The organism is Massilia sp. CT11-137, assembly GCF_047302885.1.
Taxonomy (GTDB): domain Bacteria; phylum Pseudomonadota; class Gammaproteobacteria; order Burkholderiales; family Burkholderiaceae_D; genus Telluria; species Telluria orientalis.
Window position 1 is genome coordinate 393,216 of record NZ_JBKYMP010000002.1, and the last position, 20,318, is coordinate 413,533.

At 68.2% G+C, this 20,318-nt stretch carries 16 protein-coding genes and 1 pseudogene; 9 read left to right on the top strand and 8 right to left on the bottom strand.

The features are described 5' to 3' along the window. Nucleotides 1-26 precede the first annotated feature (26 nt). A pseudogene (locus tag ACEN98_RS18505) lies at nt 27-1,463 on the top strand (PLP-dependent aminotransferase family protein); the annotation flags it as partial. A gap of 17 nt (nt 1,464-1,480) precedes the next feature. Here the strand turns inward: ACEN98_RS18505 and ACEN98_RS18510 are convergent. Both ACEN98_RS18510 and ACEN98_RS18515 read right to left on the bottom strand, forming a co-directional pair. Then, nucleotides 1,481-2,584 carry an AI-2E family transporter gene (locus ACEN98_RS18510; RefSeq protein WP_413386298.1) on the bottom strand — a complete coding sequence of 368 codons (1,104 nt, stop codon included), beginning with the start codon at nt 2,582-2,584 and terminating at the stop codon, nt 1,481-1,483. A gap of 104 nt (nt 2,585-2,688) precedes the next feature. Further along, nucleotides 2,689-3,132 (bottom strand): hypothetical protein, encoded by a 444-nt coding sequence (locus ACEN98_RS18515; RefSeq protein WP_413386300.1) that lies wholly within the window; start codon nt 3,130-3,132, stop codon nt 2,689-2,691. A 249-nt stretch (nt 3,133-3,381) separates the two neighbouring features. Between ACEN98_RS18515 and ACEN98_RS18520 the strand changes: the two genes are divergently transcribed. Genes ACEN98_RS18520 through ACEN98_RS18530 form a run of 3 tightly spaced genes read left to right on the top strand, consistent with a single transcriptional unit; the run spans nt 3,382 to nt 8,299 of the window. Further along, nucleotides 3,382-4,767, top strand: coding sequence for a hypothetical protein (locus tag ACEN98_RS18520; protein WP_413386301.1), 1,386 nt, complete (start codon nt 3,382-3,384; stop codon nt 4,765-4,767). Beyond that, on the top strand, nt 4,760-5,461 hold the full coding sequence (locus ACEN98_RS18525; protein WP_413341104.1) for a hypothetical protein: 702 nt from the start codon (nt 4,760-4,762) through the stop codon (nt 5,459-5,461). The genes ACEN98_RS18520 and ACEN98_RS18525 overlap by 8 nt, the downstream gene beginning before the upstream one ends. 9 nt (nt 5,462-5,470) lie before the next feature. Further along, nucleotides 5,471-8,299, top strand: a complete 2,829-nt coding sequence (locus ACEN98_RS18530) for an ATP-binding protein (RefSeq protein WP_413386303.1) — start codon at nt 5,471-5,473, stop codon at nt 8,297-8,299. 8 nt (nt 8,300-8,307) lie between these two features. On the opposite strand, the gene ACEN98_RS18535 is transcribed toward ACEN98_RS18530, so the two are convergent. From ACEN98_RS18535 to ACEN98_RS18545, 3 genes are all read right to left on the bottom strand, one after another. Continuing rightward, nucleotides 8,308-9,294 carry a DUF535 family protein gene (locus ACEN98_RS18535; RefSeq protein WP_413386304.1) on the bottom strand — a complete coding sequence of 329 codons (987 nt, stop codon included), beginning with the start codon at nt 9,292-9,294 and terminating at the stop codon, nt 8,308-8,310. 112 nt (nt 9,295-9,406) lie between these two features. Continuing rightward, complete coding sequence (locus ACEN98_RS18540) at nt 9,407-9,919, bottom strand: hypothetical protein (RefSeq protein ID WP_413341098.1); 513 nt, start codon at nt 9,917-9,919, stop codon at nt 9,407-9,409. A gap of 10 nt (nt 9,920-9,929) precedes the next feature. Further along, nucleotides 9,930-10,433, bottom strand: a complete 504-nt coding sequence (locus ACEN98_RS18545) for a hypothetical protein (RefSeq protein ID WP_413341097.1) — start codon at nt 10,431-10,433, stop codon at nt 9,930-9,932. 104 nt (nt 10,434-10,537) lie between these two features. On the opposite strand from ACEN98_RS18545, the gene ACEN98_RS18550 reads away from it, so the two are divergent. Further along, the gene (locus tag ACEN98_RS18550; RefSeq protein ID WP_413341096.1) at nt 10,538-10,726 is read left to right on the top strand and encodes a hypothetical protein; all 189 of its coding nucleotides are present in this window, start codon (nt 10,538-10,540) and stop codon (nt 10,724-10,726) included. Here ACEN98_RS18550 and ACEN98_RS18555 read toward each other — a convergent pair. After that, nucleotides 10,723-11,604, bottom strand: a complete 882-nt coding sequence (locus ACEN98_RS18555) for a LysR family transcriptional regulator (protein WP_413386305.1) — start codon at nt 11,602-11,604, stop codon at nt 10,723-10,725. The two genes, ACEN98_RS18550 and ACEN98_RS18555, sit on opposite strands and share 4 nt — an antisense overlap. 163 nt (nt 11,605-11,767) lie before the next feature. On the opposite strand from ACEN98_RS18555, the gene ACEN98_RS18560 reads away from it, so the two are divergent. The 4 genes from ACEN98_RS18560 (at nt 11,768) to ACEN98_RS18575 (ending at nt 13,881) form a co-directional block, all read left to right on the top strand. Next, nucleotides 11,768-12,646 carry a quinone oxidoreductase family protein gene (locus ACEN98_RS18560; RefSeq protein ID WP_413386306.1) on the top strand — a complete coding sequence of 293 codons (879 nt, stop codon included), beginning with the start codon at nt 11,768-11,770 and terminating at the stop codon, nt 12,644-12,646. 69 nt (nt 12,647-12,715) lie between these two features. Beyond that, the gene (locus tag ACEN98_RS18565) at nt 12,716-13,039 is read left to right on the top strand and encodes an ArsR/SmtB family transcription factor (RefSeq protein ID WP_025511203.1); all 324 of its coding nucleotides are present in this window, start codon (nt 12,716-12,718) and stop codon (nt 13,037-13,039) included. Next, nucleotides 13,036-13,449, top strand: coding sequence for an SRPBCC family protein (locus ACEN98_RS18570; protein WP_056126802.1), 414 nt, complete (start codon nt 13,036-13,038; stop codon nt 13,447-13,449). Before ACEN98_RS18565 ends, ACEN98_RS18570 begins: the two co-directional genes overlap by 4 nt. 15 nt (nt 13,450-13,464) lie before the next feature. Next, entirely contained in the window at nt 13,465-13,881 is a 417-nt protein-coding gene (locus tag ACEN98_RS18575) for a DUF1801 domain-containing protein (protein WP_413386307.1), read from the top strand. 72 nt (nt 13,882-13,953) lie between these two features. Here the strand turns inward: ACEN98_RS18575 and ACEN98_RS18580 are convergent, their stop codons facing one another. Together ACEN98_RS18580 and ACEN98_RS18585 are read right to left on the bottom strand one after the other, a co-directional pair. Further along, on the bottom strand, nt 13,954-18,426 hold the full coding sequence (locus ACEN98_RS18580; RefSeq protein WP_413386308.1) for a translocation/assembly module TamB domain-containing protein: 4,473 nt from the start codon (nt 18,424-18,426) through the stop codon (nt 13,954-13,956). Then, a complete protein-coding gene (locus ACEN98_RS18585; protein ID WP_413386309.1) occupies nt 18,426-20,318 on the bottom strand; it encodes an autotransporter assembly complex protein TamA in 1,893 nt (630 codons plus the stop codon). The genes ACEN98_RS18580 and ACEN98_RS18585 overlap by 1 nt, the downstream gene beginning before the upstream one ends.

Sequence of the window (20,318 nt, forward strand, 5' to 3'; positions counted from 1 at the left end):
GGGGCGCGCTATTTCATGGAGCCACGATGGATTATTCGCTGCTGCTGGACGCCTTCGGCCGCGACCACGCGCATCACGCCTGGCCGCGCCAGCGCCTGCTGCACGAATGCCTGCGCGCCGCGATCCGCGACGGCACGCTGGCCGCCGGCACGCGCCTGCTTGCGACGCGCGCGCTGGCGCAGGAGCTGGGCATCGCCCGCAACACCGTGCTGTATGCGTACGAGCAGCTGGCGTGCGAAGGCTTCGTCATCCCGGACCGGCGCGGCACCGTGGTCGCGGGCATCGCCCCCGCGCCGCGCCGGCGCAGCGCCAACGTGCCGCAGGCGGGCCTTGCGCGCCGCGCGCAGAACCTGCGGACCGTGAACGGCACGGCCAGTGTCGCGCTGCCGTTCACGCCCGGCGTGCCCGACCTGCGTGCATTCCCGCTGGCGCAGTGGCGCCGCCTGCTGGACCGCGCATGGAGGGGCCTGTCCGCGGACCAGCTGAACTACGGCGACCCGGCCGGCGAGCCGGCGCTGCGCACGGCGATCGCGGACTACCTGCGCGCGTCGCGCGGCGTCGTGTGCGAGCCGGGCCAGGTCTTCATCACGGACGGCACGCAGGCGAGCCTCGACCTGTGCGCCCACGCGTGCGCGGACGCGGGCGATATCGCCTGGATCGAGAGCCCCGGCTACGGCGGCGCGCTGGCCGCGTTCCGGGGTGCGGGCCTGATCGTCGAGGGCATCGCCGTGGACGGGGAGGGCATGGCGCCGTATCTTCACGACTGGAGCGCGCGCCGCCCGAAGCTGATCTACACGACGCCGTCGCACCAGTACCCCATCGGCGTAGTGACGTCGGCGGCGCGGCGCCTCGCACTGATCGACGGCGCACGTGCGGCCGGCGCGCTGATCGTCGAGGACGACTACGACAGCGAATTCCGCCACGAAGGCCCGCCGCTGGCGGCGATGCAGGGCCTCGTGGCGGACGCGCCCGTGCTGTACTGCGGCACGTTCAGCAAGACGATGTTTCCGGCGCTGCGCATCGGGTTCGTCGTCGTGCCGGCCGGGCTGGCGCCGCAACTGGCCGTCATGCGCGCGCAGTCGGCAGCGGCGGGGCGGACGGCGGAGCAGCTCGCGCTGGCGGAGTTTTTACGCGGCGGGGAGTTCGCGCTGCATTTGCGGCGGATGCGGCGGTTGTATCGGCAGCGGCGGGATGCGCTGGTGGAGGCGTTCGGGCGGCACATGGGCAGTCACGCGGTCGTCGAAGGGGCTTCGGCCGGGATGCACCTCGCCCTGCGCCTGCCCGCCGATGGTCTTGCAGACATCGAGATCGTGCGTCGCGCGCGGGCGCAGGGGATCGTCGTGAATGCGTTGTCGGCCCATGCGGTGCCGGGCGGGCCGCCGGTAAATGGGCTGATGCTCGGTTACGCGCAGGTGCCGGCCGAGCGGATCGATGCGCTGGTTGCGCGGCTGGCCGGTGTCATCCTGCCCATCGCGAGCAATCAGTCGACGTGGAATTCCTCGGCCGAGCCGAACAATTCCCAGCATGCGACGAACAGCGCCGCCACGACCGGCCCGATCACGAAGCCGTTCAGGCCGAACAATGCCATGCCACCGATCGTCGATAGCAGCACGAGGTAGTCGGGCAGCTTGGTGTCCTTGCCGACCAGGAGCGGACGCAGGATGTTGTCCACCAGGCCGATGACGACGATGCCCCAGCCGATCAGGCCGATGCCTTCCCACGTCGATCCGCTCACCAGCAGGTAGATGGCGACCGGCGCCCAGACCAGCGCGGCGCCGATCGCCGGCAGCAGCGACAGCACGGCCATCACAGTGCCCCACAGCAGCGGCGCCTGGATGCCCAGGAACCAGAACGCGACGCCGCCCAGCATGCCCTGCGCGATCGCGACCAGCACGTTGCCCTTGACGGTGGCGCGGATGACGGTCGTGAAATTCTCGAACAGGCGGCTCTTGTAGCGGCGGCTCAGCGGCACGGCCGCCTTGATGCGCGCGCCCAGCATGCGGCCGTCGCGCAGCAAAAAGAACAGCAGGTAGAGCATGATGCCCAGGCTGATCAGGAAGTCCATCGTGTTACGCCCGAAGTCGATGGCGTGCACGGCGGCGATCTGGCTGAACCTGGCCGCGCCCGCCGACAGCTTTTGCTGCAGCGTGGCGAGGCTCAACAGGTCGTAGCGGTCGAGCAGGCTGACGGCCCACTGCGGCAGCGCGCCGACGATCTGGCTGAAGTAGCGGCCGACGTCGATGTGCCCGGTGCCGACCTGCTTGTAGATGCCGAGCGCCTGGTTCACCAGCGACATCGTCACCAGCGACACCGGCAGGATGACGATGACGACGATCGTCAGCAGCGTGAGCAGGGCGGCGACGTTCGCCTTGCGTCCGGTGGCCGCCAGCATGCGGTTGTGCAGCGGCGCGAACAGGATCGCCAGCACGACGCCCCAGAAGATGGCGCCCGAATAGGGCAGCAGGATCCAGCCGAAGGCGATCGTCACCACCACGAGCAACCAGAGGAAGACCTTTTGCGGCAGCGAATAGGATGGCGTCTGCGGGGAGGGGGGAAGGGACGAAGGCGGCGTCGATTGCGTCATGGATGGGGCAACGTGAACTGGATGTGCCTCATCATAATGGATGTGCCGGCGCCGCGGACGCGCGCAAGGCGCCGCCTGACCTGCACCGGCGCGCCTTGTGCAATCTACTCTTGCGGTCCCGGGTCGTCCGGATTGTCATTTTCCCAATGCAGCACGATCTCCTTGGGCGCGCTGCCCACCTTGACGGTCCGTTTGAAGGTCTTGCCCTCCGCCGCCGCGCTGATCCGATACGTGCCCGCCGGCAGTCTGGCAAAGAACATCGGCCCCGTATTCGCCGCGGTCACCAGGTTGGCACCCTTGGCATCCGAGATATCGAGCTGGACGTCGGAGCGGTAGGCACCGCTCTGCTTGGTGGCAAAGGTCAGCAGCAGGTTGTAGTCGGCGCGCTGGGCCTTCATGGCGGCCTGCTCTTCCTCGCCGACGCCGCCGTTGACGTAGTTGATGCCGTTCTGCTGCTTCGGGGTGAGTGGCGCCGCCAGGACGGCGGCCGGGGTCAGGCAGGCGGCCAGGAAGGTGGACACAACCGCGGCCGCAAGTGTGCGTTGCATGGCATTCCTCCTCATGAAGATGATGTAAATATCGCAACGTTCATTATCGCGCTGTCGGGATCAGAGGGGCGCGCGCCTGATGTTGCAATGTTGACAAGTCAAGCGGCGCTTCGATTCCGTTGCATATTCACCAGTTGTGAACCGTACGCGGGCGTTCCGTATTAGTTGCCAAGCCTTAACTGTTATACTGACGCCCCCGCGCCCGTGGTCCAGAAGGCCGCGCGCGACAGCAGACTGGTAAGCCTTACGATGATCGACAACCTGGCAGCAACCGCCGCCGACTCCCAAATCCCAGCGCTCGATGAGCTCGACCCGCTGCAGACGCACTTCCAGGAGGGAGTGGCGCCGGACGAGATCGAGCAGGTATATCACCTCAAGCGTGCGCAGCCCATGCTGCAGGCGTTCACCGCGCTGTTCCACGGCTCGCAGGACGGCGTCATCGTGCGCCTGCTCGTGCTGCGCGAGCTCGCGTCCGACGCGATGGACTCCGCCTTCTCGCGCGCCGACATCAACACGAAGTTCGCCTACCTGATCCCGGAAAGCCTGGAAACGGTGCTGGGCCGCCTGCGTACGCACGGCCTGCTCGCGTGGGACAACCCGGCCGCCGTCTACCGCATCACGCCGCTCGCGCGCAACGTGCTGGCCGCGCTCGACACCTTGCTCGCCCTCGGCAAGCCGGAAGAGGACGAGGCCGAGATGGGCTTCCTGCTGTCGCAGGTGGCCGGTGCGCAGGCCGTCGGCGGCATCACCGTCGACCAGCTGAAGCATTTGCTGGGCCGCCTCGTCGAGCTGCACGAGGAATTCCGCGACGCGATCGCGTCCGGTTCCGAATTCCGCCTGCGCGCGTCGCAGGCGAAGTGGCACATGGCGTGCGACTGGGTCGAGAAGGGCTCCGTGATCCTGCGCGCCATCACGTCCGACGAGCGCGCCGACTCCGCCACGCACCGCGCCGCGCAGGCGATCGGCCGCGCCCAGTCGCAGCTCCTGAACATGCAGGGGATGTTCTCGCGCGCGCTGAACCAGATCGAGCGCCAGCGCGTGCACCTGGGCCAATCGGGCCTGTCGACCACGGACATCAAGCGCTGGCTGCTGGCGCACGACGACCTCGCCAGCCTGGCCGAGGACGCGATCGACCGCCCGGTCGTCCCGCTGTTCACGACGCCGGCCGAGATGATCGACGTGGCCGAGACGGAACTCATGATGGAACGCGTCGCGCCCATGGCGCCGGGCGGCCTGCCGAACGGCGAGGACGCCGCCATGACGATCAACGACAACCCGGCGATGCAGGCGGAACTGGACGACTGGATCCGCCGCCTCGCCGATTTCGCCAACCTGGACAACTTCCCCATCATGGCGGAGGGGGCACCGAAGAGCGTGCCGATCCAGGAATCGCTGCTGCCGGCCAGCTTTGCCGTCGCATCGTACCGCGCCTCGCTGCTGCCGCTGCTGGGCGATCCGGCCGAGGCCAACCTGCAGGGCCCGACCGCCGAACTGGCGCGCCTGCCGGTTCGCTTCGATTCGGCCGACGAAATGATCGCGCTGGATGACCCGCACATCGCGGCCATCTCGCGCGCGACCCTCTCACTGAATCTCGATCTACCGAGCACCCCGGAAAGCAAGACGCAAGATGAATGACGACGCCCAAATCCTGATCGCGCGACTGCTCACGCACCAGACCCTGCGCCGCGACGACAAGATGGTCAAGCGCGCGCTGTCCGACGACCAGTTCCGCGCGGAGATCGACAAGCGCCTGCTCGAATGCGGCCTGAAGCTCCTCGACAACGTGTACGCGGACCACGTCACGCTGGCCCTGCACCGCAACGTCGAACCGAAGATCTTCGGCGCCAAGGACATCTGGCAGAACAATAACTTCGGCCTCACGCGCGACGGCGTGGCGCTGCTCGTCGTGTTGTGGGCGCAGATCATCCTGCCCAAGCGCCAGCGCCAGGAAACGCACCAGGCCATCGACATCGACCAGTCCGACATGTTCGACAAGGACAATCCGATCCCGCGCGCGGAAGACACGTCGATCGGCATCTCGTACACGACGCTGCTCGCGGACTTCGGCGAGAAGCTGGGCAAGAAGACCCGCATGGACATGAACCTGGGCCTGTTGTCGAAGCTCGGCTTCATCGAGCGCCGCGGCGACGTGATCCTGGAAGGTCCGCTGCTGGACCTCCTGATGGATACCGACGTGCTGAAGGAACGCATCATCAACGGCGCGCTGGCCGACGTGTTCAAGCGCGCACCGGTGGCGGCCGCACCGCGCCGTCACGTCAGCGAAGCCGCGAACGACGAACCGGTCGACACCGAAACGCCACAAGCTTAAGAGGCACGCATGTTCCACATTAAATCCCTCGAGCTGGTCCACTGGGACTACTGGCAGCGCATCAAGAACATCCCGCTCGACGCCAAGATCATCACCATCGCCGGCCAGAACGGCTCCGGCAAGACGACGCTGCTCGACGCGCTGCGCACGCTGTTCGGCCTCGATTGCTCGATGGGCCGGACCTATAAACACTACGCGCGCCATTCGGGCCAGCAGAGTGCCTGGCTGCGCGCCGTCGTCGACAACAAGCCGTCCGGCCGCCAGCTGTCGAACCGCCCGTTCCGGCATAGCGGCTTCTTCAGCGACGACGAAGTCACGCTGTTCTGCCAGGTGCAGAAGAACGGCGGCGACTGGAAGCGCCAGTACCTCATGCGGCCGGGGAATATCCAGATCGAGGAAGTGACGGAAGCCACCGACTGGCTCGGCGTCGAGAACTACCGCAAGCGCCTCGCGTCGGCCGGCCTGTCGCCGGCGATGTCGAAGGTGCTCGCGCTGGAGCAGGGCGAGACCGATAAACTGTGCGAATACGCGCCGCGCCAGCTGCTGGACCTCGTGTTCCAGGTGTTCGGCGACAAGGAAGTGCTGGATGCGTACGACGAGGCGAAGCGCCACCAGCGCGACACCGAGTCGGAGCTGAAGCGCTTCGAGGCCGAGCTGGAGACGTCGCGCATCAACCTCGAAGGCCTGCGCCTGCGCGTGGCGAACTACCACCAGTGGGAAGACCTGCAAAAGGAACGCCGCGCCCTCGTCGAGGAAGTGCTGCCGAGCCTGGAATACCACGAAGCGCGCGAAAAGGCCGCGAACGTGAGCCGCGCGCTGCGCGAGGCGAAGAAGCCGCTGATGCAGGCCGACAGCCTGCTCACGGAAAAGCGCAACGCACTCGCCGCCCAGCAGCGCGCGCTGACCGAAGCGCAGCAGCAGGAGGTGAAGCTCGAACAGGAAGCGAACGAACTCGCGACGCGCCTGACGCAGGTGAACGCGAAGCTGAAGCCGCTGGAAAGCCTGCTCGAGCAGAAGGAACGCCTGAATAAACTGGCGGCGGATGCCGGCGCCGACATCGCGGAAGTCGCGACCCAGCTCGAAGCGAAGGAAGCGGAACTCGCGAAGAAGAAGGCCGAACGCGAAGCGCTGGCGACGAAAATCGCGGGCGAGCTGGCGACCATCTCTGCGCTGCAGGGCAAGACGACGATGCCCGAGCCGGAAGCCCAGCGCCAGATGCGCCGCGCGCTGCGCGATGCGGGCATCCCGCACGCCATGCTGTCGGACATCGTCGAAGTGACGGATCCGAAGTGGCAAGGCGCCGTCGAGGGTGTGCTCGGTGGCTACGCATCCGTCGTGCTGCTGGAGCGCGCGAAGGATGCGCCGGCCGCCTATAAACTGGCGGAGAAGGAGCGCTATCGCCACTTCATCGTGCCGGATTGCGTCGACGCGCCGGTCGTCAAGGACGATACGCTGCTGTCCGTCGTGCGTTTCAGCTCGAAGGCGCCGTCCTGGCTGATCGACCAGCTGGAACGCATCGAGCGCGTGGATTCCGTCGACGACGGTTTCAAGAGCGACGCCGACGAATGGATCACGCCGGACGCGTATCACAGGGAACGGCGCGGTGGCCGCTCGCTGTTCGTCGAGCCGTCGCGCTACCGTTTCGGCGCGGCCGGCAAGACGCAGCGCCTGGAAGCCATCCAGCGCTCGCTGCCGGCACTGGAAGCGCAGGAAGACACGCTGACGCTCGCGATCAGCAAGCTGGCGGCGGAAGTGTCCGCACTGCGCGTGCGCATCGCCGGCGTGGACGCCGCGAAGGAGCTGTCGGCGCGCCAGGCCGAATTCGAGGAAGCCACGCGTGCGCTGGAACCGCTGAAGGCCGAGCGCCTGCAGGTGGGGGCGCGCCTGGGCGAGCTGCAGGTCCTGATCAAGAACGCGACCGTCACGCGCACGCGTGCCGACACCGTCTGGCAGAACGCCCGCATGGCGCTGTCGGAAGCGGAAGCGGGCATGCGCCTGAACAACCGCCGCGTGATCGAGCAGCGCAGCGAGCATGCGCGCGAACTGCTGACGTTGCGCCGGTCGTGGCGCCACGTGCCGAAGTCGTGGCGCAGCGCGCAGCAGCGTGCGGCCCTCGTCGCGACGCACCAGAACGCGCACCAGGTCAAGCTGCGCATGAACTCCCTCGACGCGTCGCTCGCGCGCGCGGACTGGGAACAGGACCCGACCGTCATCGACCAGTACGCGCGCCTGAACGACCAGCTGTCCGGCCGCCAGGTGGAGACGGAAGAACGCCGCTACCAGAACAACCGCGCGATCGAGGCGACGGACAATGCGCGCGGCGCCTACATCGAGCGCCTGCGCTACACGATCAAGACCTATTCGAAGAACATCCGCGAACTGGGCGAGCTGGCGAACATCGACGTGTCGGTCGACCCGGTCCGGCTGGAGAACGACGACGTGCAACTGGCGCAAGCGGGCCTGCACGTGCGCTTCAAGTTCGACGGCAAGGGCCAGATCGGCATGAACGACGGCGAGGCGTCGGGCGGCCAGCAGGTCATGAAATCGCTCGTGCTGCTGATCGGCCTGCTGAAATCGGAAGAGGGTTCCGGCGGCTTCGTGTTCATCGACGAGCCGTTCGCCCACCTGGACATCCGCAACATCCAGCTGGTCGGCGAGTTCCTGAAAAACACCGACGCGCAATACCTGATGACGACGCCGCTGACGCACAACACGGACGTCTACGATCCTTCCGACCTCACGCTCATCACGAGCAAGAAGAAGAAGGACACGCAGTGGGCGCAGCCCATCTTCGTGCTGCAGCGACGGCGCGAAGGGGAAGAAGCGCAGGCGGCCTGACCGCATTGTCATGATGGCTGCAGCGGCCGGCGTTCCTGGGGACGCCGGCCGTTTTGCTTGTATGCCTGCGCCGTCAGATGGCGCGACAGCACCTCGCGTGCCGCGTCGCCGATGCCCTGCCAGTACGCGCGTCGCCGCGCCGCGCGCTTGCGGTGCCTGGACGGTATCGCCGCCAGCGGCCTGGCCTCGAACGGCAGGGCGATGCACCACGCGCGGCCCGGCATGTCGGTGCCGCCGAGGCTGCGCCATACGCTGTCATAGGCCGTGGCGAAATGCTTGTCGCCGGAAGGCAGCCAGGCGCAATGCCAGGCCGACTTGACGGCCACCACGTGGTCCATGCCCAGCGCCTGCGCGATGCCCTGCAGCGCGGCGCAGCAGAAAAAAACGGGTGTCGTGACCAGCGGGGAGTCTGGCGGGAAGGCGCGCCGGAACGCATCGACGGCGTCGGCCTCGTCGGCACGGTGCCCCTGGTTGCGGGCGATGAACGGCAGGATGCCGGCCGCGCCGAGCCCGCCCAGGCCGGCGAAGCGCTCGTCGACCCAGCTGAACGACAGGCGGTGGACACGCCTGCCGTTCGCCAGCAGGGTCAGGGTGAGGTCGCCTTCCGCGTTCAGGCGCTGCGCCATGCCGAGGCGGATCTCGACCTTGCTGCCGTCCGCCTCGTGCTGCCACAGTACGAGTCCGCCGTCGCGGTAGACGGCGTACTTGTAGGCGGTGTCGAACATGGCGTCCTCGAAGCGGTAATGCGTCAGCACGCAGCGCACGCGCTGGCGCAGCGACAGCCCTCTGGCGAGATAGTTGCGGTGGCTCAGGTGGTGGAACACGTCGTCGTGCACCTGCGTCACGTAGTTGCGGTAGACGTCCATCGCCAGCAATTCCACGTGGGCACGGCGGAACAGCAGCACGCGCAGGCTGCGCATGATGCAGGCTGCCCAGGACGCGAACGGGTAGTGGCGCCGGGCCAGCCAGTGGCGGGTGAGGAGGGAAAAGACCATGCGTGCTCCAGGCAAACGACTGGAGCCACGACACGGTTGTCAATACATCAAATGGCCCCTGCGGCCATTCTCCGCAGGGCTATGCATGACGCATTGGGCTGCATCAAGCGAATCAAGCGTCGCCGATTTCTTTGCGCATGCGCTGGCGCCAGCGCATCAGGGCCGCGGAGAACGTGGCGAAATACGCGGCCGTCAAGCCCAGGCACAGCATCGTGATGGGGCTGTCCGTGAAGCGCGGGTTCGGGCGGCTGCTGCCCTGGTTCATGTAGATCTCGATGCCGAGGTAGACCACGCGCGCCACCAGCAGCATGGCGACGAGGATGCCCATGCGCGACGGCGGCGTGAAGAAATAGCCTTCGGGTGTGTCTTCGAAGCGGGTGCGGCGCAGGCCGTAGCTGCCCAGCGCGATGCCGCCGATGGCGCCGGCGGCCAGCGCGGCCAGCTGGAACGGGCGGTCGCCGAGTTCCGATGCCGGGATGAGGATCATGACGACGAAGACGAACAGGCCCGTGTAGTGGCGCGACAGGATCGAGCGCTGCCGGGTCATCTGGTGTTTCAGGCGCGAATGAATGCGCCAGATCAGCAGGGGAACGAGGGCGATCAGGGCGAGGGTGGTAAGACTCATGCGTTAAAACTCAAGGTGAGACGGGGGCGGTGCGCTTGCGCCAGGACAGCAGGCCGAACGCATAGCTCATGTAATAGCCGGCCAGTACGCCGAAGATGACGAGGGTCAGCGGGCTCGACACGAACTCGTGGTGGGCAAGCGAGCCCAGCGCGAAAAACTCGTACGCGCGCCAGGCCATGCGGGCCATGAACAGCAGGGCCACCGCGATGCCGATCGGCGCGTGCGGGGTGAAAAAGAAATCGTCGCCGACCTGTTCGAAGCGCGTCCTGCCGATCGCGATGCGGCCCAGCACGGCGCCGACCGGCAGCCCGGCCGCGAGGCCCGCGAGGGCGAACGGGTTCGTCTTGATGCTGACGGCGGTCAGGAGCAGCAGCAGGATCGGGAAGAACACGAGCGTCGTGCGGTGGCGCCACGTCTTCGAACGCTGGCGGGTCGTCAGGCGCTTGATGCGGCTGACCATGCGCCACAGCACGAAGGGCGCGAGCACGGCGGCAACGACGGGAGTCGGCAACATGGGATTCCTCGGAATTTTCTGTCGAATCCGCCATTGTAATCCAGGCGCGCGTCGGCAAACCGCTGCCCATGGTAATGTTTTGGCATCTTTAGCAGGAGCCTCACATGATCCCAGACCTGACCGCGAGGCGGCATACGATCGGGCAGCACGCGCACCGGGCGCCCGATCCCGCACCCATCGAGGAACCGCCGCCCGACCCGTTCGAGCCCGCCGACCCGCACCAGCCGCCCATCCGCACGCCGCAGAACGACGAGCCGCCGGTCGATCCGAACCCGAGCGTAACGTTCCACTAGGCCAGCCGCGCCGCGTGTTCCTGCAGCAGGTCGGCCAGCAGGTCCGCCATCAACGTCACGCGCGGCGAGCGGCGCACGTCCGGATGCACCGCCAGCCACAGCGGGCGGCTCAGCACGTGGCCGTGGTCCGGGTGCAGCACCAGCAGCGGATCGCCGCGGCCGAGGAAGTGCGGCAGCACGGCGACGCCGAGGCCGGCGCGGCACGCGGCCACCATCGCGGCCGCGTCATTGGTCCAGAACGCGTACGCGCGTCCGGCAGCGAATTTCGCGAGCCAGGCCTGCTGCGGCGTGTCCTTCATCGCTTCGCCATACCCGATGAACTCCCATTCGTCGGGCGGACGCTCGAACCAGCCGGGCGCCGCATACAGTCCGTAACCCATCTGCGCCAGCGGCCGCGCGGCCAGTCCCGGCTGCCCGGGACGCGCCATGCGCAGCGCGAGGTCGGCCTCTCTCCGGTACAGGTCGGCCTGGCGGATCTCGCCGATGATTTCCAGCGTGAGCGCGGGCCAGCGCGCGCGCAACGCGCCCAGGTGCGGCACGAGGAAGCTGCTCGCGAACGTGGGCGGCGCGGACAGCCGCACGACGCCGCGCAGGGCGGACGCACCCGCGCCGGCGCGCGCGAAGGCCATCGCTTCGTCTTCCACCCGGCGCGCCTGCGTCAATAATTCCTCGCCTTCCACGGTCAGCGCCCAGTGCTTCGGCAACCGGTCGAACAGGCGCACCCCCAGTCTCGTCTCGAGCATGCCGACGCGGCGCGCGACGGTCGAATGCTCGACGTCCAGCACGCGCGCCGTCGCGCTCAGCTTGCCCTGGCGGGCCAGTTCGACGAAGTAGCGGATGTCGTCCCAGTCGAGTGGTTGACTTATCGATTTTTGCACGGTCAAAGGCGATTTTTTGGGATTTCGGACGATTTTTGATCAATCTACCATGAGGCTCCCATCAACAGGAGAATGACATGGACGAATTGATCGAACACGTGCGCATCCACCGCCAGGGCGGCGCGGACCAACTGGAAACCGGGCGGCCGCCGGCGAGGTGCGGGTGCGCCAGCTGGCCATCGGCGTGAACTTCCTCGACGTGTATCACCGCAACGGCACCTATCCGCTGCCGCAACTGCCGGCCACGCCCGGTGTCGAAGGCGCCGGCGTCGTCGAGGCGCTCGGCCCCGGCGTGACTGGCTTCGAACCGGGCCAGCGCGTCGCGTACACGGGACTGCTCGGCGGCTATGCGGCGGTGCGCAACGTGCCGGCCAATCGCCTCGTCGCGGTGCCGGACGCCGTCTCCCTGGATGCCGTCGCCGGCGGCCTGCTGCGCGGCCTGACGGCGCACATGCTGTTCGCGCACGTACGGGAACTTCGTGCCGGCGATACGGTCCTCGTCCACGCGGCCGCCGGCGGTCTCGGGCTCGTGCTGACGCAGTGGGCGAGTGCGCTCGGCGCGCGCGTCATCGGCACGGCCGGCAACCGCGACAAGGCCGCGCTGGCGCTGGCGCACGGCGCCGAACGCGTCGTCCTGTACCGCGACGAGGACTTCGTCGCGGCGGCGCGCGAGTTCAGTGGCGGGCGCGGCGTCGACTTCGCGATCGACGGCATCGGCGGCGCGACCCTGCTGCGCACCTTCGACGCCGTGCGCCCCTACGGCATGGCGGCCAGTGTGGGCCAGGCCGGCGGCAGCATGGAACCGGTCGACCTGCTGCAGATCGGCAAACCGCGCGGCATCGCGTTTGCGCGGCCGAGCGTGATGCAGTTCATGACGATTCCCGGCCTGTACCAGGAAGGCGCGCAGGCCACGCTGGCGCGGCTGGCGGCGGGCCTGCGCGTGCCGGTCGGGCTGGACCTGCCGCTGGCGCGCGCGGCCGAGGCGCATGCCGCGCTGGAGGCGGGGCAGACGAGCGGCGCGGTGCTGCTGCGGCCCCGCTAAAAAAGTGCTTGACCAACCGATAACCGGCTGGTTATGATTTGATTCATAGCCAGCCGGTTATTAATTGCCATGACAGACACCCACGATATTCTTTTCCGGACACTCGGCGATCCCACGCGGCGCGCCATTTTCGAATCGCTGTGCCGCGACGGCGAGCAGACGGTCGGGGCGCTCACGGCCCGGGCCGGCATCTCGCAGCCGGCCGTGTCCAAGCACCTGGGGCTGTTGAAGCAGGCGGGGCTCGTGCGCGACCGGCATGAAGGACGCCAGACGCACTACACCGCCCAGCTGCAGGCATTGGCGCCGCTGGCCGACTGGACGAACCAAATGGCCCGGTTCTGGGAGAGCCGGTTCGATGACCTGGAAGACCTCTTGAAAAGGATGGACCAATGAACGATACCTCGCTCCACACGCGCACCGTCACCGTCGAACGCGAATTCGCGCATCCGCCGGAAAAACTCTGGCGCGCACTCACGCAGCCGCACCTGATCGAAGCGTGGCTCATGAAGAACGATTTCGTGCCCGCCCTGCATCACCGCTTCAAGCTCAGCGCCGACTGGGGCGCCGTCGACTGCGAGGTGCTGGAGATCGAACCGAACCGTTCGCTGTCGTACACGTGGGCCGCGATGGGCCTGGACAGCGTCGTCACCTGGACCCTGACCCCGGCCGGCGCGGGCACGCACCTGAAAATGGAGCAGACCGGCTTCCAGCCCGGCCAGGATGCGGCCTACAATGGTGCGAAGTACGGTTGGAACAAATTCACGGCCGCCCTCGACGAGGTGCTGGCGAAGCTCGACGACTGAACCAAAGGAGGCGACATGAAGCAGGAGAATGCATCCACGGACCTGCCGGCGTCCGCACTGATCGACCGCCGCATCGCCGATCTGGGCGACTGGCGCGGTGCGGCGCTGGCCCGGGTGCGCGCGCTGATCCACGAAGCGGTGCCCGGCGTCGTGGAAGAATGGAAGTGGATGGGGACGCCCGTATGGTCCAGCGGCGGCATTCTCTGCACGGGCGAGTCGTACAAGTCGCACGTGAAGCTGACCTTCCTGAAGGGCGCATCGCTGGACGACCCGTCCGGCCTGTTCAACTCGAGCCTGGACGGCAACGCCCGGCGCGCGATCGACATCCACGAAGGCGAGGAGCTGGACCCGGCCGCGTTCCGTGCGCTCATCCGCGCCGCGGCGGCGCTCAACGCCGCCAAAGCAAAACCGAAGCGCGCAAAAGTTGCCTGAAACCGGGGTCAGAGCCCGGCTTTTGGAAATGTCGTCCGGGACATTACCTAAATTCGGGCTCTGACCCCGGTGTTAGTCGAACGCCCAGGAGTACAGCACGTCCAGCGCCGTGTTGGTCCCGGTCTGCAGCTGCAGGGTGATGCGCGGGTTGATCTTGTAGCGTACCCGCACGACGCTCGATGCGGTCGCGGCGCCCTGTTCGAAGCTCAGGTACAGGCGCGACGAGATGCGCTTGCCGACCGTGACCACCGTGTTTTCCAGGCCGGACGCCTGGCCCGCGCCCTGGCGCACGCCCAGTTCGTCCACGCCCAGCGAGTTCGCCAGCTTGCTCGTGATCCCGCCCGTGCCGCCTTTGCCGCCCAGCAGGGCGCCCGCCGCGGCGCTCAGGACGTCGGCCTCGCTGCCCGTCGTCGCTTCCATGCCGTGGCCCAGCACGAGCCACGACAGTTTGTCGCTGTCGGACACGTTCGGCGTCGACACGAGCTTCGCCGTCGGCGACAACGCCGTGCCGCGCACCTGCACGCCCGCTTCCACATTCGTCTCGTTCAGTTGCTCGCCGTCCGGACGCTTGCGCACCGCGAGGATGTCCAGCGACGGGTTGTCGTACGGGCCACTGAACGTGATCACGCCGCGCTCGATCGCCAGGCGCTGGCCGTAAGCGGCATACGTGCCGTTGGCGGTGCGCACGGTGCCGTTGACGCGGGGCGGGCGGTCGCCCACCTTCAGCACGTGCACGCTGCCGGTCAGGTAGGCGTCGGCGCCCATGCCGCGCAGGTGGAAGTCGTCGCCCAGGTCGGCCGTCAGGTCGATCGTCAGCGGGACCGCGCCTTCCTTCTTCGCCGCCGTCGGTGCCGCATTGCCGCGACCCAGGACGATGACGTCGTCCGAGATCGTCGGCCGGTCCTGCGGCGCCAGTTCGACGAGCGCGCGGTTGGCCTTGAAGTTGCCTTCGACCCGGAACTGGTGCGCGTCGCGCACGACGCTGGCCTGGCCGCTGAGGACGACGGTGCGGTCCGGGCGCGACAGCGCTTCCAGCTTGTCCGCGACGAGTTTCAGGTTCATCGTCGCCTCGCCGCCGGCAAAGCGCACGAAGCCGTCCGCCGTCGCGCGGCCGCTGTTGCCTTCCAGCGTCAGGCGCTGCAGCTGCAGCTGGTCGCCCGCGAGTTGCGCGCGCAGCTGGCCGTTGCGCAGGCGGACGCCCTGGTCCGGCCAACGCACGGCGAGGCCGTCGCCTTCGATATTGCCGTTCAGCGTAGGCGCGCCGACGGTGCCAGTGCCGTTGATCGCGAGGCGCAGCGCGCCGTCCACTTCCAGGCCCGGCTGGCCGAGCAGCGGCGATACCCACGACAGCGACGCGAGGCTCGCATTGGCCGTCAGTTTCAAGGGGCTGTCGTTGTCGACGCGGCCCTGCAGCAACTGCGCGGTGGCGTCCACATTGGCCGTGCCGATGCGCGTGCCGTCCAGCGCGAACCGGCTGCGCAGCGCGCCGCCGGCGACGTCCGCGCGCAGGTCCAGTTGGCGCAGGCCCAGCGCGATCGGCGAGATGTCGCCCGCGATCAAATCTCCCTTTTCGCGGAACACGTGCACGCTGCCCGCGAGCTGCGGCACGGCGCCGGCCGCGGTGGGCGCGCGCAGGTCGATCGCCCATTGCGCGCCGAGCGTTAGGTCGCCGCGCACGTTCTGGCGCATCGCGTCCGACGCCTGCGCCAGATAGTTCATCGGCACCCCGGTGGCGCTGCCGCGCGTGTTCCAGCGCGGGCCGATCTTGGCCAGCGAGTCGATCGTGACGGAACCGGCGGGCAGCCGGATCGTCGCGCCGCTGAGCGCGATCTGCTCCGGTTTCGCGAGGCCCGCGAGGCCGCTGCCGGGCGCACCGGCGATGCGCAGCGGCGTGGGCGCGGCCAGCGTCATGGCGTAGCGCCCGCTGTTCTTCAGCGCGTCGACCGTGCCGTTCCATGTATTGCCCGTCAGGCCGCCGTGCACGGCCAGCGCGGCGTCGAAGCTGTCGCCGCGTGCCGCGGCCTGGATCGTGTGCGCGCCGCGCGTGCCCGTCGACGTCAGGCGCGCGGAAGCGATCTTCGTTTCGCTGACGTTGCCCAGCTTGTCCGTCGTCGTGCTCGCGTAATCCGTCACCGACACGTCGAGCGCGAGCGGATCGGCGGCACCGCGACCCGCGCCCAGGTTCGCCGTGGCCTTCAGTGCCTTGACCGACTGCGTGCCCATCGCGCGGATGTTCTGGCCCTCGATGGCGGCCGCCAGCGACGGCGTGTCCATCGTGCCGGACAAGATGCCGGACCCGCGCAGCGCGCCGCCGAAGTCCGGGCCCAGCGCGGCCAGCTGCGGCGCGTCGATGCGCCAGTTCAGCGTATCGCGCCCGCTGCCGAACGCGCCCTTCGCGGCGACGACGTTGCCGCCCAGGTGCAGGTCGACGTCGGCGTTCGACACGTGGCGCTTGTCCGCCGCAAGCCTGGCGTGGCCCCACAGCGGCGATTTCGACAAGGTGGAATCCTGCAGCGCCAGGTCGACGGCGCCGCCCATGTTCGCGCCCGTGCGGCCGCTGGCGGTAAAACCGCCGTTGATGCTGCCGGCCAGCGGCGAGCCGAAGGCGGCCGGGTTCAGGCGCTGCATGTCGCCCTTGGCCGTGACTTCGACGCTGCGCGCGCCTTCTTTGCCGGACAGCCAGGCCTCGCCGCTCGCATGCACGGAACCATTGTCGTTTTTCCGTTCGCGCGGCACCCAGCCGAGGTTGCGCGCGTCGACCTCGAACGTCGTGCGCGGCGCGGCCATGGTGCCGGTGACGACGCCGCTCGCGAGCACGGCGCCATACAGGTCGCTGCGCAGGGCGGACAGCTGCCTGCCGTCGACCTTCCACGTCAGCCGTTCTCCCGGCTTGCCGAACGCACCGCGCAAGTCGACCGTGTTCTGGCCCAGCGCCAGCGTCGCATCGACGTCGTGCACGTGCGTGGCATCCGCATCCAGCTTGCCGCGGCCGGACAGCGGCTGGTCGAACAGCCGGCTCGGACGCACGGCGAAATCGGCCGCGACCTTCCACTGCGGGGCGAGCGCGCCGGCCGCGTTGATCTCGGCATTGATGTCGGCCTGCGGGAACTTGCCGAAATCGGCCGGGTTGAAGCGGCTCACCACCGCATTCGCCTTGAACGGCTTGCTGTCCTTGAGGTTCGCATTGCCCGTGATCCGCACGCTGCTCTTGCCCGCGGACAGGCGCGCATCGCGCACGGTGAGCACGTTGTCGGCCAGCGCGGCCTGGGCGGCGAGGCGCAGGCCCGCGTCCGACAGGTTCACGTCCAGCGTCTGCGTGTCCTTCGTGTTGGCGACCTTGATATCGCCCGCGATCTGCGTCGGCTTCATGCTGCCGTAGACGTCGTGCAGGTCGAAGCGGTCCGTGTGCAGCGCGAATTCGGCCGTGCCGAGGCCTTGTTCGTCCGGACCGCGCTGCACGCTGCCGCTGCCCGTGAAGCGGCCGGCGCTGCCCACGTCGATCAGCACGTCGGTGATGCGCATGGACGTCAGGCTGCCACCCAGCTGGCCGCGCATCGCCCGCAGCGGCAGGCGTTGCTGGTCGAGCGTGCCGACGGCGCCGTCGTTCGTCAGGTTGACGGTGCCGGCGATGTTGCGATTCGGGTCGAGGCGCACGGCCACGGCCAGGTTCAGGTCCGCGCTCGGCAGCGTCGGGCTGAAGAACCCGGGGTCGATGTTGTGCGCGTCGAGCGTGAACGCCTGGAGCGGGATGTCCGCGAACGGAGACATCACGATCTGCGCCTTGCCCTGCGCGCGCGCGGCCTGGCCGGTGGCGTCGATGACGGTCTTTTGCAGGTCGCCCGACGCGTGCAGTTTCAGCTGCGCGCCCAGGCTCGGCGGCGCCTCGGTCTGCGCCGGTGCCGCGGGCTGCGACTGCGTCAGGCTCGCATCCGCATCGAGTTTATACGGCAGCGTGTTCGCGATGCCGCCCTTGGCCGCGACTTGGCCCCAGGGCGTGTTCGCGGACGCGTAGTCGAGCTTCCACTGCGCCTTGTCGCCGTGCACGCGCACGCGGATGTCGTCGATTTCCGTCGTCGCGCCCTTGTTCACGAAGATGGCTTTCGCCAGGCGCGCATCCTCCACCGCGATCTTGAAGGGCGGCGCGAGGCGCGTGGGCATCGTCGTCGGTTCCGTCGATTCCTTCAGCGTTTCCACGCGCACCACGCGCGCGTACAGCTTGTCGATCTCCACGCCGCGCGACAGGTATTGCCAGGGCTTCCAGTCGATGTCGATGTCGTCCGCGGTCGTCACGGACGTCTCGCTGCGGAACACGACGTGGCCGATGTGCATGTGGCCGTACAGCGAACCGGAGACGCCGGACAGGGTCAGCTTGCCGCCGCTCGCGTTGGCGACGCGCTGGGCGATCATTTGCAGGGTGGTCTCGCGGCCCAGGTACCAGACGGCGCCGCCCAGCACGACGCCGACGACGACCACGCCGATGCCGACGCGGCGCGGCCAGCGGCGCACTGGCGCCGGGGTTTGGGGCGTTTGTTGATCGGCTTCCATCAGAACGTGAATCCCAGTGAGAAATGCAGGCGGACTTTATGGACCGCCTTGCCGTAGGCGACGTCGACGTTGATCGGGCCGACGGGGCTGCGCCAGCGCGCGCCGACGCCGTAGCCGACCTTCGGTTTCAGGTCATGAAAATTGTCGCCCGCGTTGCCGACGTCGTAGAACACGGCCGCGCCCCACGGCGGCTTGAACCAGTAATCGTATTCGGCGCTGCCGGTGAGCAGGTAGCGGCCGCCCGTGATGGCGGACCCGACCGGCACGCCCAGCTGCTGGTAGCCGTAGCCGCGCACGGACTGGTCGCCGCCGGCGCGGAACAGGAATGTCGACGGCACGCCGTTCTTGTCCTTGGAGCCGACCGCGCCGAATTCGCCGCGCATGATCAGCGTCCCGGACTCGCCGACCGGCTTGTAGACGAGGCCGCGTGTGTAGACGCGCACGAATTTCTCGTCCGTCAGCACGGGCAGGAAGGCGCCGCCGACCTGCGCGTTGACGATATAGCCGCGCGACGGCTGCACGAGGCTGTCCAGCTTCCGCCTGGTGATCGAGAACGTCAGCGGCACGCTTTTTACACGCGTGGTCGGCAGGTCGTCGATGGTCACCTGTTCCGTCAGCGCTTCCAGCGTGAGCGTCTTTTCCAGCAGCGGCGAACCCCACGCGCGCTTGGCGTGGATGCTCGTCGTGCGCGTGATCTGGCCGTTGGCGTCCAGGCGGTCGTAGCCGGCGCCGAAGCTGTTGTTGTAGCCGCCCGTCGTCGTCGGCAGGTAGAACTCGGCCTTGGCGGCCTGGTGCTTCTGTTCGTACAGCACGTTGCTCTTCATGCGCTTGCCGAACACGTTCAGGTCGTCGTACTCGGCCTGCGTGCGGGCGCCCGTGTTGGTCGAGAAACCGACGCCGAGCGCCACGTTCTTGCGCTTGTTCTCGGTGACGCGCACAAGGACGGGCAACGTCGCGGGCAAGGTCGCGGGCCCGGACGGCGGCTGCGGCGTCGCGCCCTCGTTTTCCTTGAGATCCCGCACTTGCGACGCGATTACGGACGACATGTCGGCGCTCACTTCCACGCTGGCGAAATAACCCGTGTCCTGCAGGCGGCCCTGCAGCGCCTGCAGCACAGCCTCGTTGTATTCGTCGCCGGGGCGGATCGTGTTCAGGTTCGTGATCACGCTGGCCGGATAGCGCTGCAGGCCCTCGATCTTGAGTCCGCCGAAGCGCGCGTCCGGGCCGCTGTCGATGACGACCTTCAGCAGTGCGCGGTGCGTGTCCGGATCGACGGTGGCGGAAGAATCGAGCAGTTGCGCGCGCGGGAAGCGCGATTGCGCCACCTGGCGCACGAGGCCGCGCTTGGCCGCTTCCCAGTCCGCCGTGCGGAAGCGCGCGCCGACGGGGAGGGTCCAGCGGTTACGGAGGGCGGCCGCGTCGATCGGGGCGCTGCCCTTGTCGAACGGGACGAAGCCGCGCAACTCGATGTCGACGTCGCCCACGACGACCGGCTCGCCCGGTTCGACGTCGACGAGCGCGCGCGGCTTGGCGCCCGACGTGTCGAGGTCGGCGGACACCTTCGGCGTGTAATAGCCTTCGGTGGCGACGAGGGTCTTGATCTGCTCGGGCGTCGTGCGTACGAGGCGCAGCAGCTGCTCCATGTCGAGGCGCGGGTTGCCGCGCCAGCGCATCAGGTCGAGGTTGTTTTCCAGCAGGTCGCGCAGCTGGCGCGGCGCGTCGATGCGCACGTCGTAGTCGATGGCTCGAGAGGGTGCTTCGGGGGGAGGCTGATCCTGCGCGGCCGCGACCGGGACGACACACAGCGCGTTCACGGCCAGCACGATTTGTGCCAAAATTCGTGGTCGCGCCGGCGCCATCGCCGTGCATGGGTCGGGTCGTGCGGAAATCAT